The sequence below is a fragment of the Coleofasciculus sp. G2-EDA-02 genome (assembly GCF_040226375.1).
Lineage (GTDB): Bacteria > Cyanobacteriota > Cyanobacteriia > Cyanobacteriales > Coleofasciculaceae > Coleofasciculus.
The window spans coordinates 1-15647 of sequence record NZ_JAVKEW010000011.1; the positions used below are offsets into that span (position 1 = coordinate 1).

The 15647-nt window shown below is 46.1% G+C and carries 14 protein-coding genes, 1 pseudogene and 1 CRISPR repeat array; of the genes and pseudogenes, 6 read left to right on the forward strand and 9 right to left on the reverse strand.

The window, feature by feature from the left end:
* Window positions 1–849, reverse strand: a pseudogene (locus RLO19_RS00755) (hypothetical protein); the annotation flags it as partial.
* Window positions 850–919: 70 nt separating this feature from the next.
* The gene (locus RLO19_RS00760) at window positions 920–1039 is read right to left on the reverse strand and encodes a MerR family DNA-binding transcriptional regulator (protein WP_446352949.1); all 120 of its coding nucleotides are present in this window, start codon (window positions 1037–1039) and stop codon (window positions 920–922) included.
* A gap of 345 nt (window positions 1040–1384) precedes the next feature.
* Between RLO19_RS00760 and RLO19_RS00765 the strand changes: the two genes are divergently transcribed.
* Window positions 1385–1879 carry a hypothetical protein gene (locus RLO19_RS00765; protein WP_446352950.1) on the forward strand — a complete coding sequence of 165 codons (495 nt, stop codon included), beginning with the start codon at window positions 1385–1387 and terminating at the stop codon, window positions 1877–1879.
* Between the two features lie 57 nt (window positions 1880–1936).
* On the opposite strand, the gene RLO19_RS00770 is transcribed toward RLO19_RS00765, so the two are convergent.
* From RLO19_RS00770 to RLO19_RS00785, 4 genes are all read right to left on the reverse strand, one after another.
* Window positions 1937–2812 (reverse strand): bifunctional class I SAM-dependent methyltransferase/HIT family protein, encoded by an 876-nt coding sequence (locus RLO19_RS00770; RefSeq protein WP_446352951.1) that lies wholly within the window; start codon window positions 2810–2812, stop codon window positions 1937–1939.
* A 62-nt stretch (window positions 2813–2874) separates the two neighbouring features.
* The gene (locus RLO19_RS00775; protein WP_446352953.1) at window positions 2875–3477 is read right to left on the reverse strand and encodes a vWA domain-containing protein; all 603 of its coding nucleotides are present in this window, start codon (window positions 3475–3477) and stop codon (window positions 2875–2877) included.
* 125 nt (window positions 3478–3602) lie between these two features.
* On the reverse strand, window positions 3603–4208 hold the full coding sequence (locus RLO19_RS00780; protein WP_446352972.1) for a vWA domain-containing protein: 606 nt from the start codon (window positions 4206–4208) through the stop codon (window positions 3603–3605).
* A gap of 316 nt (window positions 4209–4524) precedes the next feature.
* Complete coding sequence (locus RLO19_RS00785) at window positions 4525–5610, reverse strand: Fe(3+) ABC transporter substrate-binding protein (protein WP_446352955.1); 1086 nt, start codon at window positions 5608–5610, stop codon at window positions 4525–4527.
* 331 nt (window positions 5611–5941) lie between these two features.
* Here RLO19_RS00785 and dprA point away from each other — a divergent pair, with 331 nt between their 5' ends.
* Window positions 5942–7066: a DNA-processing protein DprA gene (gene dprA / locus RLO19_RS00790; RefSeq protein WP_446352956.1), complete on the forward strand. Its 1125-nt coding sequence runs from the start codon at window positions 5942–5944 to the stop codon at window positions 7064–7066.
* A gap of 333 nt (window positions 7067–7399) precedes the next feature.
* A complete protein-coding gene (gene cas2 / locus RLO19_RS00795; RefSeq protein ID WP_446352958.1) occupies window positions 7400–7672 on the forward strand; it encodes a CRISPR-associated endonuclease Cas2 in 273 nt (90 codons plus the stop codon).
* 251 nt (window positions 7673–7923) lie between these two features.
* Window positions 7924–8405: a CRISPR direct-repeat array (repeat unit 37 nt; unit sequence GTTCCAATGACATTGAATCCCTATCAGGGATTGAAAC).
* A gap of 139 nt (window positions 8406–8544) precedes the next feature.
* On the opposite strand, the gene RLO19_RS00800 is transcribed toward cas2, so the two are convergent.
* Together RLO19_RS00800 and RLO19_RS00805 are read right to left on the reverse strand one after the other, a co-directional pair.
* Window positions 8545–8676 (reverse strand): hypothetical protein, encoded by a 132-nt coding sequence (locus RLO19_RS00800; protein WP_446352960.1) that lies wholly within the window; start codon window positions 8674–8676, stop codon window positions 8545–8547.
* Window positions 8677–8693: 17 nt separating this feature from the next.
* Window positions 8694–11228: a PhoD-like phosphatase gene (locus RLO19_RS00805; protein ID WP_446352962.1), complete on the reverse strand. Its 2535-nt coding sequence runs from the start codon at window positions 11226–11228 to the stop codon at window positions 8694–8696.
* Between the two features lie 192 nt (window positions 11229–11420).
* Between RLO19_RS00805 and RLO19_RS00810 the strand changes: the two genes are divergently transcribed.
* On the forward strand, window positions 11421–11951 hold the full coding sequence (locus tag RLO19_RS00810) for a shikimate kinase (protein WP_446352964.1): 531 nt from the start codon (window positions 11421–11423) through the stop codon (window positions 11949–11951).
* Between the two features lie 64 nt (window positions 11952–12015).
* Here the strand turns inward: RLO19_RS00810 and RLO19_RS00815 are convergent, their stop codons facing one another.
* Window positions 12016–13053, reverse strand: a complete 1038-nt coding sequence (locus RLO19_RS00815; RefSeq protein ID WP_446352966.1) for an AI-2E family transporter — start codon at window positions 13051–13053, stop codon at window positions 12016–12018.
* Between the two features lie 325 nt (window positions 13054–13378).
* Here RLO19_RS00815 and RLO19_RS00820 point away from each other — a divergent pair, with 325 nt between their 5' ends.
* Both RLO19_RS00820 and ilvA read left to right on the forward strand, forming a co-directional pair.
* Entirely contained in the window at window positions 13379–13744 is a 366-nt protein-coding gene (locus RLO19_RS00820; protein ID WP_446352968.1) for a hypothetical protein, read from the forward strand.
* Between the two features lie 191 nt (window positions 13745–13935).
* Window positions 13936–15447, forward strand: a complete 1512-nt coding sequence (gene ilvA / locus RLO19_RS00825) for a threonine ammonia-lyase, biosynthetic (protein ID WP_446352970.1) — start codon at window positions 13936–13938, stop codon at window positions 15445–15447.
* The last annotated feature ends 200 nt before the right edge of the window (window positions 15448–15647 follow it).

Below are 15647 nucleotides of genomic sequence, written 5' to 3' on the forward strand. Positions count from 1 at the left end.
TGCTGCCGATTTTTCCGGGTTGTTTTTGCCATGAGAGCGCAGTCTGTAACGGTTGCGATTTGTGCGGGTGATGCGCTTCGTTTTCTCGGTCATAAGATGTCCTACTCCATCGGCAATGCTGTCCCCATTTGAGGTGTAGAACGCTTCAGTATATCCCTTGTCGATACCAATTTCTTGCTCTACCTGGAGCGTGGAAGGACTCAGCATTCTTTTTCGAGTGCAATGGACTTCTAGTTGACCGTCTTCATTGCAGATTAGTCGAATCTGTCCAGACACGGTATGACGGCATTTCAGCTTTAGCGTAATCCGCTTACCTTTCTCTAGTCCTTGAACTTCCAGTTTGACTGTATTGCGGGTGAGTCCCTTGCAGGTGTAACCGCCACCTTGGTAAACAATCTGGTTACGAACATAGGTGTGTCCGCGCTGGTATTGAGTACGAAACACCCGATGCAGCCAAGGAGCAGAGGTTGGGTCATTGTGTATCAAATCCAGCAATTTAGAACGCGATGGTTCGTCTTTTGTGCGGCGGTAGATTGCTCGAATCATGAAAGTCTTAGCGGCTTCTTGTTGTGCCAAAATCGCCTTCATGGTGTCATTAACCGACCATTCCCAAAGCTTTTTAGGTAATCCAATGTCAGTTGGGCGAAGTTGGGTTCGCACGATAGGATCGGCTTTTCTCCAGTCGAGTCCCCACCCTTGTAGCGATCCAAGCAAATTGTACGTTAATGCTCTTGGAGTGCCGCACAGGTGCATGATTTGCCTCACTTGCTCTTCATCAGAGCAAGAAGCAACAGGGATAACCTGAGTGTAAATTTCTTTAGTTTTCTGTTGCTTCTTGGGACGTGACATCGTTACCTTACCTTCCCTCAATTCACCTCATAAACCTATATAACAATTTTACATGCATAGTTTTAGTCGGTCAATCAGTCTTCTCAGCTTTTAGCTTGGCGGATCTCTCCCATCGACGAAGGGTATCGATACTAACACCCCGAATCTTGGCAGCTTCCCCAATTTTAACTAGATTTTCTAATCTCTGCATAACAACCACATAATAAGTTATGCAGAGATTTAAGCAGATTTTAGGTGATCTGTCGAACCGCTTTGTACTCTAGAATGAGCATATCGACTAATCAGGAGGTAAGGATTTATCAGTAAGAGTTCACAATTGTATGAAGTGTGGTTATACCACCGATAGGGATGTTGCTGCGGCACAAGTGGTAATGATTCGAGGTGTAGGTGCGACTGGGCAAGGCGTACTGTCGGGGGTCATTGACCTAGATAAGTGTCCGCGAACCAGGAAATCCAAAAAGCGATTTTTGGAATCCCCAACTAATACGAAGTAAGTTGGGGAGGATGTCAATTGTCTGTTACACTTGCAAGATCCATGCTGACACATCACCGCTTGCCGGTTTGTCTTTCGGTTGTATCGACTGATCTGCCGATTTGGTTCACTATCGAAACGGCGGCTACACTGTATCAAAAAGAACGCGATCGCTTTCATTTGCTCTTGAGAGAACCCCCACTCCCCGGAGGGGAATCGCTACACCCACCTCAAACTGATCCCACTAATGGGGTCAAGGGAACTGTGCACCGACTTTTGTGGCTAGAAATTTCCCCCTATCGGGTGATTATGACAATGCAGGCAAATGGTAACTTGAGTTATCGTCACCGTTGGGAGCGAGGGGTGTATGGTATCAGTCGTTATTGGCTTCAGGGAACCTCGAAGAAAAACCATCAGTCTTTGCAACTGCGAAATTATACCCGGATGCTGAAACTAGAGGGACACCCCTTACCCCAACATTTGGAACTTGACTATGAACTTTGGTCTGGCAAAGTTCAACTGGGTCACTACCTTCTCCGGCTACAGATTCACCATTAGATAAGATGGGGGATTAGATGGCAAAAAGGGGATACCCAAGGCGGATTTGGTATGATATCATTTCCGGTCAAACTGGTAACTTGTAACCTTTGGAATCGCATATCTGATTCCACCTTTGGCTCCCGTAACATCCCCCTGGTAACGAGGGATAATATGAATACTCGTGTGCCTCATCTTTTGTCCTGCCTCTCTATTCACGTTGATTCCCACATTAAACCCATCCGGATGAAATTGATCCTTTAAAAATTCTTGTACTTTGTTTACCATAAACCAGCAGGCAGATTGTTCTTTAAAGTCCAGATCAAAATAATTTGCGACATGACGTTTAGGAATAATCAAGACATGACCAATGCTAGCTGGATAACCATCAAACATGGCATAAGCCGTTGCTGACTCGGTGAGTATCCGGAGATTTTTCCGAGGGTTGCAAAAGAGGCACTTATTTTCAGAATGTCTTTGATAGTTATAATGAACGTATTCGTAAATTTCGCAATACTCGTCTAGGTGAAGGGATTGGAAGGGCAGTTTAACTATGCACTGATACGTCGGCTTTTTATGAATATAATGTTCTCGAAACCCTTCTTTTTTTAGATCCCGCCTCACGGCATAATAAGCTTTTCCGCCCGGTTTTAACAAATGTGAAACGTTCATGAGAACAGTTGCTTGTTCTTCAGCAAACAGAACATTTAAAACATAAAAACATAGGATGGTATCAAATTTATGATTGGGGTATTCTGGGAAATAGTAAGGGTCATACCCAGTAATGTCAAAGCCTTTTTGCTGTAAAAGTTTAACATCATTGCCAAAGCCACAACCAAAGTCTAGAATTTTACCGTGAAGCCGATTTTTTTCGAGGAGAAGCTGTCCAGGGAATGATAGATAAACTCTGTCTTTGGCGGTGAGATGACTGAATTGATTGGTTTGCTTTTTCATAGGAGAGGGGACAACGAAAAAAGCCTGCTAACCCCGATGCAGTATCAGCGGTGCTCAAGAGATTAATCCGCGATCGCGTTCACCAAGACTTCCCCTAACGTCATCTCCGCCATGTCATCTAGGGTAATCGTGTCAGCAATATCAAACTTAGCACCCGCCCCTTCTAGTTCGTCATCCAGAATCTGGAGAAATCGCTTTGCTGTGGGATCATTCCCAACTTGCATCAGCGAAATTCCCAATTCCTCATCTCGATCCATTTGACGCGATGCTTCAATAATCACCCGCATCACGGCTTTACGATCATCGGGTTCGCCATCAGTAACCACTAAAATCGTTTCTCCATCGGGTTTTGCTTCTCCTGCGGCTTTGCGCTGAAAATAGTTATCCGTGGCATCTTTGAGGACAGAGGCTAAGTCAGTACGCCCCATCGGTTCATTTTCTTGAAAAATTTGAGTCACTTTATCTGAGGTAACATTATCGTAGCGTCTAAAGCGACTGGAAAACAGGTAAACAGTGATACCATTAGCATCTAACTGTTCGCATTTTCGGGCAACAGCTAAGGTTGATTCCTGAACCGTTTTCCAACGGCTTTTGCCACCGGGTTGATCCGGTGTGGACATGCTACCGCTTTTGTCGATAATTAAGGTGTAATCTCGATCTGGCATAATAAAAACCTCTAATTCTTCATAAAGGGAACAGGAAACAAGGAAAACCAATTTGTAGGGGCGGGTTTGACTGATAACGTTATTAATTAAACTGATAACTTGAGTAAACCCGCCCTGCTTGAGGATTAATCCTGAATGGCATTCAGCAAGATTTCGGGTAACGTCATATCCGCCATATCATCGAGGGTAACGGTGTCAACGATATCGAATTTAGCACCCGCCCCTTGCAATTCATCATCAAGGATCTTGAGAAATCGCGTTGCGGTGGGATCATTGCCCACTTGAATCAGGGAAATGGCTAATTCTTCATCCCGATCCATATGACGCGACGCTTCCACAATTACTCGCATCACGGCTTTGCGATCGTCGGGTTCTCCATCGGTAATTACTAAAATGGTTTCCCCTTGGGGTTTAGTTTGTCCCGCCGTTTTGCGCTGAAAGTAGTTATTAAGAGCATCCTGAAGTACACTAGCCAAGTCAGTCCGCCCCATCGGGTCATTTTCTTGGAAGATTTGCGCTACTTTGTCTGAGGTAACGCCATCGTAGCGTTTAAACCGACTGGAAAAGAGGTAAATGGTGATACCATCGGGATCAAACTGTTCACATTTTCTGGCAAGGGCGAGAGTGGACTCTTGGGCAGTATACCAACGGGTTTGTCCACCGGGTTGGTCGGGCGTTGACATGCTGCCACTTTTGTCGATGATTAGGGTGTAGTCGCGGTTTTCCATAATTGAATCTGCCATAACACTAATTTCACGGATTTATTAGAGAGATTGGGGTGGGGGTGTTAGATGTTGGTAGCACTGATGACACTGAGGTGTTGGTACTCAATGGACTGACTAGTTGGCTACTTTGTAGTTTACCTCCCTTAGTGTCTGAGGTTATATGCCTCAAGGTTGATGCTATGGGGAAAAAATCTTAGCGTTTGGGGGCGCAGGGGAGATGAGGGCGGGTTTAGTCATATCAGGGCGGGCAAAAAACGATGATAGTAAAACCCGCCCCTACACAATCAAAATCTTCTCACCTTTCCCTACTGGGATTGACGGATTATTTCCAACCGGCTCGATCCATTAATTTAACGGCTTCTGGGTTCTTTTCTCCATAAGTGACGACATCTAACTCCGATTCCTTGAACTCACCAAAGCTAGAGACAACGGAATTGGCTTCCATCTCCGTCACGATAGGATACTCATTACCTTGATTGGCAAAGATTTCTTGGGCTTCTGGCGTAACCAGATACTCTAAAAACTTAACCGCATTGTCTTTGTTCGGCGCATTGATAACGACACCGCCGCCGCTGATGTTGATATGAGTCCCATCGGCGGTTTGATTGGGGAAGAACACGCCCACTTTTTCGGCTACTTCTTGATCTTCAGCCGCATCAGACTGTTTGAGACGGGCAACATAGTAATGGTTGACTATTGCTACATCACATTGACCCGCTGCTACGGCTTGAATTTGGGAGGTGTCATTCCCTTCGGGGGGACGGGCAAAGTTAGCCACTAAGCCTTTTACCCAGTTTTCTGTCTCTTGTTCTCCTTTGCTTTCGATCTTAGAGGCGACTAAGGATTGGTTGTAGATATTTTCGGAACTGCGGATGCAAACTCGTCCTTTCCATTCGGGTTCGGCTAAAGCCTCATAAGTGGAGAGTTCCTCTGGCTGAACATTTTCTTTGTTATAGACGATGATTCGCGCCCGTTTGGATAACCCAAACCACTGTCCTTGGGAATCACGTAGATTGGCGGGAATTGCTGATTCTAGCGTTTCTGAGGAAACTGGTTGCAACAATCCATCCTCTTGCGCCCGCCACAAGCGTCCCACGTCAACGGTAATTAATACGTCAGCCGGACTGTTTGTTCCTTCACTCTTAATCCGTTCAATCAACTCATCGGCGTCCCCTTCAATCAGGTTCACCTTGATCCCCGTTTCCTCGGTGAAGTTGTCGTAGAGGGCATCATCGGTGTCATAGTGACGGGCGGAATAGAGGTTAATTTCGCCCGCATCGGCTGTATTACCCGTCGCACCATCAGTATTTTCAGTATTAGCTTGTTCGTTGGGACTTGAACAGCCCGCCACGACGAATAGGGCGAGTCCAGAGCAGAGTCCGATTATACTACGTCTAGTAATTTTCATAGTGACCAGTTTTGCCGTGATTTGAGTTGAGTACCAGTGAAGTGCGATCAGTTATTGGTGATCCGTACCAGAGAGATGAATCTCCTAGCCCGTCTGGGATTTGGCGAAGTTGCCAAGGGTTCACTCAGGTTGACCACGCTGCACTGGAGTGGATAGATGATTATTGTACCTGTTAATGCAAGTAATTCTTAATTGAGGAGTAATTATCCTGGCGATTGGCGTGAAAGCGCTACCTGTAGGGGAACGACATGTCGTTCTCCTACATCGATGTTGTCTCAACCTGCAATAGTTCGATTTACTGGACGTATGTACTGATAGGGAGGACAATCCATTGCCAGACGATCGCGCCTATTGGTTAGCTTGGTCACAAGTCCCTCGTGTGGGACCAGTGTTACTGCAACGCCTACAGCAGCATTTTGACACCTTGGCAGAGGCTTGGGCGTCTCCAGGGAGGGAGTTGGGTAGGGTAGAAGGGTTTGGGCTGCGGTTAATCGAAACAGTAGAGAAGACGCGATCGCACCTCAACCCCCAAGAGTTTCTGGAACAGCACTGTGTCAAAAATCCCTGTTTCTGGACACCTGCTGATCCAGACTATCCCCGCTTATTGCTAGAGATTCCTAGTCCGCCGCCAGTATTGTACTACCACGGACAGGTTGATCGGCAGGAAAATCAGGGGATGAAGCCGATGGTTGCGATCGTGGGAACTCGCGAACCGACGGATTATGGTAAGCGTTGGACGAGAAAAATTAGTGCAGCGCTGGCAAAAAAGGGCTTTACTATTGTATCTGGAATGGCAGCCGGGATTGATACCGAAGCCCACAAGGGATGTTTAGAGGCGGGTGGGAGAACCGTAGCCGTTTTTGGTACAGGAATTGATGTGATTTATCCGCCTAGGAATAAATTACTGTACGAGACTATTTTAGAACAGGGATTAGTATTAAGTGAATATCCGGCAGGAACCAAGCCGAATCGCCCTCATTTTCCCCAACGCAATCGAATTATCGCCGGCTTGAGTCGGGCGGTTTTGGTGATGGAAGCGCCGACGAAATCAGGGGCGTTGATTACAGCGTATCAAGCGAATGAGTTTTGTCGGGATGTGTATGCGTTACCGGGTTCGTTGGATAATCCTAATGCTGTGGGTTGTTTGGGATTATTGAGTCGGGGGGCAAATGTGATTTTGAGTGAAGGGCATTTGTTGGAAATGTTGGGGGCGATACCGGAATTAGATACGGGGAAACAGTTGTCTTTATTTGAGTCAGAACCCGTTAAAGCGACGCCAGAGTTGGCGCCAGAGTTGGCAAAGGTGTTTCAGGTTTTGGGGATTGAACCGATGCCTTTGGATGTGATTGTCCAGGAAACAGGGATGACAGTGGCGGAGGTTTCTAGTGTTTTGTTGCAGTTGGAATTAGAGGGATTAGTGTCGCAGTTACCGGGGATGTTATATCGACGGAATTGAATCATTATTTTATCCCCATAAATCGTAGGGGCGCACAGAAGTGCGCCCGGTTTATGGGCTGTGTACCCGCACGTTTTTATCATTTCCCCCTCATCCCCTAACCCCAACTCCGGTCCCCTCCCGTCCCCCTTTTTAGATCCCCCTTCCGTCCCCCAATAGATCCCCTCTCCCCATCCCCCCCTTTATACCCCCCTTTATACCCCCCTTTATACCCCCCTTTATACCCCCCTTTCAAAGGGGGGCTAGGGGGGATGGGGGCTAGGGGGGATGGAGAGAGGTTTTCCAGATCCCGACCAAAAGTAAGCACACCTAACACCCTATTGAGTAAACACGATGTATATTGTTGTGTCATACGATATTCCAGAGGATAAGCGCCGTACCAAGATTCACTCGATCCTTAAGTCTTATGGGCAGTGGATGCAGTATAGTGTATTCGAGTGCAACCTAACGGATACCCAATATGCCAAGTTGCGATCGCGTCTGAATAAGGTGATTAAGCCAGACGAGGATAGCATTCGCTTTTACTTCCTCTGTGGCTGCTGTCAGGGTAAGGTAGAGCGAATTGGGGGAGAGCCACTGCGAGATAATTCTATTTTCTTCGCTTAGTTGCGTCCACCAGGGGGTGTTTTTTGACCGGGGAGAAGATTTTAGCCTACACCCCTTGTCTGGTAAGGGTTTGAAGCCTCTCTCCAAAAAATGAGGTGGTCGCCACTTCTGAAAGGCTTGCTACATAAGGGTTTTAGGCAATTTTCTTATAGTCCTCTTGCCAACTCTCGGCTCTAGAATGCTATAATTAGAGGAGGCAGTCGCCAATGAACCTTGAAAACTAAATACAGCAAGCTTTTCAAATGCCTGCGGTTCCAATGACATTGAATCCCTATCAGGGATTGAAACAACCTGGAAAAGATGGTAAACCAGGGGTTGACGGTGTTCCAATGACATTGAATCCCTATCAGGGATTGAAACAGACCCCGCTCAACAGTATCGATACGACTACCAAGTTCCAATGACATTGAATCCCTATCAGGGATTGAAACATTTAATAACGCTGGGATAAAAGCAGTCCACATCGAGTTCCAATGACATTGAATCCCTATCAGGGATTGAAACGTTAATTCCGAATGCCTTTGAGCAATTGATTCGATGTTCCAATGACATTGAATCCCTATCAGGGATTGAAACAGATTTACCATCACTGGATATCGGAGGCAATTCATCGGGCTGGTTCCAATGACATTGAATCCCTATCAGGGATTGAAACTAAAATATTAGAAGCCAGTAAACAAGCTTCTGTAAGGGCGAGTTCCAATGACATTGAATCCCTATCAGGGATTGAAACAGTTGTGACCAAATATTCCATTTGTCTGCCTCTTCCTGACTTTTCACGGGAAACCTAGACACCTGCATCGGGGCGGGTTTAGTCACATCTGGATGCAACCGAAAAGATAGTAGTGAAACCCGCCCCTACACACATTGCGCTACATACCGTGAAAACTAAAATCTTCCCCAGCTCCCTCTGCTCCCTCTGCTCCCCCAGCTCCCTCTGCTCCCTCTGCTCCCTCTGCTCCCTCTGCTTCCCCTGCTCCCCCAGCTCCCCCAGCTCCCCTCATCACAAAACCCTAAATGATTAATAGGTAGGCAATGGGGGTGGCGACTCTAACCGCAGTGGCGCCAAATAACGACTCTTAACTACACTCGTCGGCTTCCAGGGTGGATGCCAATACATCTCTTGAATCACCGCCTTATCCTCATCCGGTGACCAGTGAAAACGGACAACGCTAATATTATTACATCCGATAATTTCCTCACCCTCTTGTAACCAGCGATTTCGCCATAACCATGAAATAGAACCTAATAAAACCTTTTGCCATAAGGGTGACTTCTGGTGCAATTCTGGCTGTGGATGTCGCTTCAGCCAAGGTACTGACTCCGCTTTTTGGCGTTTACTCCACTCTGTGCGATACCGCCAATCGGGTTGCGATCGCTCATCCTTGAGGGCGACTTGCCACGCGATGTCCCAATTCCCTTGAGGCACCTGGATTTGCTGCCAAAAAGGTCCTTCACCGGGAACAGGCAGATCCTGGATTCTCACCTTATCGGGAGTGGTGATAATTTCCAGCAGTTGCGGCGATTTCTCCCATCCCACCCAATATTGGGGTTGTTCTAATAGCAGTGACTTGACTTTAGTATGAACTAAATAAGTCTTAAACTCGGCATTTTTAATCGCACTGGAGGTTAACTGTACCAGCACAGAAGCAGATTTAGGATTTTGGCTCTCTTGAGCTTCCTTAACCCGCGATGGCTCGTCTTTACAGTCTTCCTCGGCTTCCCAGATGTAGCCTTCTGGGTGTCTCTGGAGTTCCCCACAGGGATGGGACCAATAATTGAGGCGAACCACCGAACCATAGTGGATATCCCCCGACAGCAACACGATGCGATCGCGTCGCTGAAATAGCGCCGTTAATAGCTTAGTAAAAGCGACATCGTGAAAGTTCCACGAATCCCCCACATCTGTGCCAAACACCTTACCCTGACGCCAATACCACTGTTGAGCTAAATCCACTATCGATGCATGAATTAAGTTTGTCGGTAAAACAATTAACGTGGCTTCAATCCGCGACTCACCCGCCGCTTTTAGCTGATCGGTTTTATCTAGAGAGTCTTCAATTTGCTCGTCAAAAGCTGTCGGGGATAATAGCATCGGCGGCGCCATTACCTGATCTTCTCCCATGGGATAACCCCGCCATGTCCGCGTATCGAGTACGATAACTTCGTGTTTAAAACTCCTCACGCTATAGTGCCAGATTAAGCTAGGAGTGCCATCAGCATAGTCTCGATTCAGGACTAAAACCGTTCCATCCTGTTTCAATTTCGGCAATCCCGTTTCTGCCTCAATGGCAGGTATTCCCAAATACTTCCCCATCCTCTCCCAGGCTAATTCATCCGTCCCGGCGGATTCTGACCATTGTTGCAACGCCTGCCATAGTTTATCTCCCGGTTGTCCCGATGTAAACTGTTCTGGTGTGTTTCCCCACCCCTGACACAGAGCATAAGCTAATAGTCCATTTTGTACCACTCGTCTACCCAGAGGTTTACCCAAAACCCGGTTACACCACTCCCGATTCAAATACCAATCATCGCTAACATCGTGGTCATCAAAGATCATATAGGTGGGGATATTCGCTAGCGATCGCCGAACTTGCCACAAACGGCTAGCAAACTCCTGAATCGCCTTAACTTCCTTATCCCAGGTTTTCGGCTTTTTTCCCCTGATCTTGCCCTTAGCAAAGGGATGTACCCAAAGGATTGGCGACCAATAAAACAGATACATCGCCAAATATTCACCCAAACTAAACAGATGACTTTTGGCGCGTTCAGGTTGATTATCCAGCATCGCCGTCAAACCAGCATATTTATGGGCAATTTCCGTGCGCTGTCCGGGTTTCCACTCACTCACTTTTTTCTGGGAATACCCCTTGACAAAATCACCTTTATAGGGAATCTCTTCCTCCCAACCCAGTAAGGTAGTCCCCACATCCCCCAGGGCGGCTAACAACGGATCAGCCACATCATCCCCATAAATTTGGTCGCCGGTTAAGAAGAGTTGATGGGGTCTACAATGGGGTTGAGCGGCTGACTCTTCGATCAAGCCATCCAGTAGGGGTAGGGCATCTTGTCCCTTACCGTGGACTTTACGACAGGAACCGTGAACGATCCGCAGATGATTTAAGTCATCCGGCGGCATAGCAAATGTCGGCAGATTGTGGTCTAAATAGCTAATCGTGATGAAGGGGAAAACCTCTCTGGCGTTGAGGGCATCATTGAGGGTTTGATTGCGATCGCCAAATTCCAAATCGTAGGCATAAATCTGTCCCGGTTCGAGTAAATATCCATCTACAGGTTTAGCCGTCACAGCGACAATATGCAGGTATTTGCCAACGGCTACAGTAGCGCGTGATCCACTCAACCGTTCTTGATCAAGGCTTTTCCCCTGACCGTCGATAGTGGTATAAACTCGAAGCGTAACCCAACTCGGCGCTTTCAGTGCCAGCCAAACCGTGACGCCATCAGGATCAGTACGCCGCAAAATTGGACCTGCCAAAATGAGCGGCAGATGGGGGAGTTGTTGCTGAAATTCGCTGTAGGCGTCGAGCAAGGGCAAAGCGAAAGGGTTGAAGAATGAGTTGTCATACAGACTTTATACTACCAAAAAAGGTTGATAGGTTTGGCTCTCCTGTACATGGTGTGATAAATTTTATTATCACTCTAAGTACGGGAGAGCCAATTCTATAGTGTTCAATCGGGTAGAATATAACTCGTCTTAACCAGGAGATGAGAGAGAAACGCTTTGGTGATGAACAATTTATTAAAAGGCATCAATGTCTACCTGATTGGCATGATGGGTGTCGGTAAAACCACCGTAGGACAACTATTGGCAAAAGAACTCGGCTACCGTTTTGTAGATACAGATGTCCTGATCGAGCAAGTGGTAGGTAAAACAATTAACCAAATTTTTACCGACAGTGGGGAGGAAGAATTTCGCCAGTTAGAAGCTAAAGTCTTGTCAGAAGTATCTGCTTACACTCAATTAACTGTTGCCACAGGTGGCGGTATCGTGCTGCAACAAATGAATTGGAGTTATCTACACCAGGGTTTAATTGTCTGGTTAGATGCACCTGTAGACCTATTGATAAAGCGTCTACAAGATGATACCACTCGCCCATTATTGCACACAACCGATCCAGCCGCAGCACTGCAAAATTTGCTTGATAAACGGCGTCATTTATATGCAGAAGCCGATCTCCACATTCTAATTAATGCCAGCGATACACCGGACGTGATTACATCAAAAATAATAGCAGCAATTCCTTCAGTCCTCAAATAAAATTAAATGAGTAGGTTTGGTCGAGAAATTGTCAATTATCAATTATTAATTATCCATTGATAAACTATTTCCATTTGTTTAAGATATCCTTGACTAAAACTTCTTTTAAGAAAACCTGAGCGACGACAACAATGGGAAGTGCCAGAAATAAGCCCAATATTCCGAAGAATATAGCAAAAGCCATCTGAGATAATAACGTAACTGCTGGTAGCAAAGACACCTGCCTTTGCATAACCAGCGGTGTTAAAATATTACTTTCAATCTGCTGAATTATTATATATAAAACTACCACCGCTACTGCTTTCCAAGGCGTATCAAGTAAAGCCAATGCCACGGGGGGGATTACACTTAAAGTGGGACCCAAATTAGGGATAAATGTAAAGATACCCGCTAACAAACCATTAGCCAGTGGCAATTGCACCTGCAAAATCCATAATCCCAGCCCACTAAATATAGCAATTACCATCATGTTAAACAGGATACCGACTGCCCAGCCTCCCAGGGTATCTTCACATTCGTCGAGAATCTCCTGAACTCTGTGGCGATAAAAGGCGGGAAAAAGGAGGATAAAAACTTGGCGGTAAGGTTCGGGATTGGCTAGTAACATAATGGTTACAACCCCAACTAACAACATGTTCAAGACTAGACCAATTGAACTATAGAATAGATCAAAAAAGTTGCCAAATAGTCTCGTTGCCCATGAACGCAGATCTTGGGTAAAGACTTTCAATCCACCAATCTCCTCTAAAAGTCCATCAGGAACCACATTTCTTACCCAGTTTGCCCATTGAGGAATTTGTTGTAATCCAATCGGAACTAAATCAATTAATTGCTGAACTTGATCAACAAAGGGTGGTACAACCAGGACAAAGAAACCAACGAGTAATCCGAGGCAAAACCCCACGGATATAATAACAGCGAAAGTGCGTTTGAGCCGAAAGCGCAGCAGAAATCGTACCAGGCGGTTCAGTGTAGTGGCAAACACTACAGCGGCAAAGCCTAGCAAAATTACCGTTTTAATCCTCCACAGAATATAAACTGAGATAATAAAAAAGAATAATCCCAGCAATGAACCTAGACGCACAAATTTGCCTCCACTCAAGAGTTAGGTTAACCGGATAAGCTGTCATGCATTTAAATTGGGAATGGGTAGCGAGCAAGATGCTCGCACTACAAGGATGAGAGCCATTATTGAGATTAAGGTTTAAATGCCGAACAGGATTCTAAACAATTATCCTACCTAGGGTAGAAGCGCTATGTTGCTTCTTTTACCCAGAAGGAGAGATGCTTACCTGTAAGAGTTGTGATAGCACCCCGATGTTGGTGGTAGAAATGTCAGAATTGCTAAAACTCTAACTTTTCATAGACGATAAACTTACCTCGGTATGCTTTGCTAAGGTATAACTGTTTATCAATAATAATGCTTTATGACATCTACTTCACTAACAGAACCCGCAATTGCTACTTTGGTACTGACAAACGCTGTCGAAAAAACAGGTGAACAAATGCAAGGACAGTTGCTTGAACAACGTCACCAATTATGGCATCTACTTCAAGATAGATTTCCCACAACGGCAACTGAGATAGAACTCACTGAGCAACAGCCATTAAATGGCAACCAAGCGGCTCGCATCGCCAAACATCTAGAAGAAGTCGCCAAAACAGACTCAGAGGTTGCTAAGAGTGTTCAAGCTATAGCGGATACCGTACAGTCTCAACCAAATAGCCTCGATAAATTCACGCAGATAGCCCAAGAAATCAAGATGGAAGTGCAGGGCGCGATCGCGAACTAGATATAGCAGTAGACACATCGATTAGGACTTTCCGAACCGTTGTAGAGACGTTGCATGCAACGTCTCTACCAAATGATGCTCAGTTTTTGCCATAGCTGATCAAAAGAGCGATCGCACCTCACCGCCACAACCAGCGACGCCAATAAAGTAAAATTTTCGTTACACCCCGCATCTGCCACCCGATTAACTCCATGCTTTGTGACTACCTAGTACAAATCCTCACCGCCCGCGTCTACGATGTTGCCCAAGAAACCCCGCTAGAATACGCCCCCAACCTATCCGCACGCCTAAATAACAAACTCTTGTTGAAGCGGGAGGATATGCAATCTGTCTTTTCCTTTAAACTGCGGGGGGCTTATAACAAAATGGTACAACTCCCCCCCGATATGCTGGCACAGGGCGTCATTGCCGCATCTGCCGGAAACCATGCCCAAGGTGTCGCCCTAGCTGCCCGTCAGCTAGGAACCCAAGCGATTATCGTCATGCCCATAACCACACCCCAAGTCAAAATCAATGCAGTTAAAGCCCGTGGGGGAGAGGTGGTTTTGCAGGGAGAAACCTACGATGAAGCTTATGCCTTTGCCCGTCAACTGGAAGCCGAAAAAGGTTTAACCTTTATTCATCCCTTCGATGATCCCGATGTGATTGCGGGACAAGGTACGATTGGCATGGAAATTCTCAGGCAATATCAGCAACCTATCCATGCTATTTTTGTCGCCATTGGCGGAGGTGGATTAATTTCTGGGATTGGGGCGTATGTAAAACGGTTGTATCCCCACATTAAGATAATTGGCGTTGAACCCGTGGATGCGGATGCCATGTATCAATCCCTGAAAGCTGGGAAACGGGTGCGATTACCCCAGGTGGGCTTATTTGCTGATGGGGTGGCGGTGCGGGAAGTGGGAGAGGAAACCTTTCGCCTGTGTCAGGAATATGTGGATGAGATTATTCTGGTGGATACCGATGCCACCTGTGCCGCGATTAAAGACGTATTCGAGGATACACGCTCTATTTTAGAACCTGCTGGAGCATTAGCGATCGCAGCCGCGAAAACCTACGTTGAACGCGAGCAAATTCAGGGACAAACCTTAGTTGCTGTCGCTTGCGGTGCTAATATGAACTTTGACCGTCTTCGCTTTGTTGCAGAACGGGCAGAATTTGGCGAACGTCGCGAAGCCATCTTTGCTGTGACAATTCCCGAAAAACCGGGTAGTTTGCGTCAGTTTTGTGAATGCTTAGGTAAACGGAATCTAACCGAGTTTAATTATCGCATTTCTGCTGAAAACGAGGCACATATTTTTGTCGGCGTTCAAATTGCTAACCGCAGTGACGCCGCCAAGATGATAGAAGCATTTGAAGGTTGTGGATTCAAAACCTTAGATTTAACCGATGATGAACTGACAAAAATGCACCTACGACACATGGTAGGTGGACATTCTCCCTTAGCGGATAATGAATTACTTTACCGCTTCGAGTTTCCTGAACGTCCGGGTGCTTTAATGAAGTTTGTCGGTTCCATGAGTCCTAACTGGAATATTAGCTTATTTCACTATCGGAATAATGGGGCAGATTATGGACGCATTGTGGTAGGAATGCAGGTTCCGCCCCACGAGATGGAGGAATGGCAAGCATTTCTGGATACTTTGGGTTATCGCTATTGGGATGAAAACCAGAATCCGGCGTATAAACTGTTTTTGGGATAGTAGGGGCACGACATGTCGTGCCCCTACAAATGGTGATTTCACCATAAACACGGAGAGCTTTCACAAATTGACAATGGATAATGAACAATGGATAATGACCTCTCCTTAAAAGAAGAGGATTGAAATTAAGGAAAATCTTTTTTAATTTCTTCGTAAACGAAGAGGTCTTAGACCAAATTAATCAATTGTCAATTATCAAT

What these genes read in the sequence shown, in the direction of transcription:
- RLO19_RS00810 (WP_446352964.1), top strand. Translation starts at nt 11,421, where the DNA reads ATGAACAATTTATTAAAAGGCATCAATGTCTACCTGATTGGCATGATG.
- RLO19_RS00770 (WP_446352951.1), bottom strand. Translation starts at nt 2,812, where the DNA reads ATGAAAAAGCAAACCAATCAATTCAGTCATCTCACCGCCAAAGACAGA.
- RLO19_RS00775 (WP_446352953.1), bottom strand. Translation starts at nt 3,477, where the DNA reads ATGCCAGATCGAGATTACACCTTAATTATCGACAAAAGCGGTAGCATG.
- RLO19_RS00800 (WP_446352960.1), bottom strand. Translation starts at nt 8,676, where the DNA reads ATGAGGGGAGCTGGGGGAGCTGGGGGAGCAGGGGAAGCAGAGGGAGCA.
- RLO19_RS00765 (WP_446352950.1), top strand. Translation starts at nt 1,385, where the DNA reads ATGCTGACACATCACCGCTTGCCGGTTTGTCTTTCGGTTGTATCGACT.
- RLO19_RS00785 (WP_446352955.1), bottom strand. Translation starts at nt 5,610, where the DNA reads ATGAAAATTACTAGACGTAGTATAATCGGACTCTGCTCTGGACTCGCC.
- RLO19_RS00820 (WP_446352968.1), top strand. Translation starts at nt 13,379, where the DNA reads ATGACATCTACTTCACTAACAGAACCCGCAATTGCTACTTTGGTACTG.
- ilvA (WP_446352970.1), top strand. Translation starts at nt 13,936, where the DNA reads ATGCTTTGTGACTACCTAGTACAAATCCTCACCGCCCGCGTCTACGAT.
- RLO19_RS00760 (WP_446352949.1), bottom strand. Translation starts at nt 1,039, where the DNA reads ATGCAGAGATTAGAAAATCTAGTTAAAATTGGGGAAGCTGCCAAGATT.
- cas2 (WP_446352958.1), top strand. Translation starts at nt 7,400, where the DNA reads ATGTATATTGTTGTGTCATACGATATTCCAGAGGATAAGCGCCGTACC.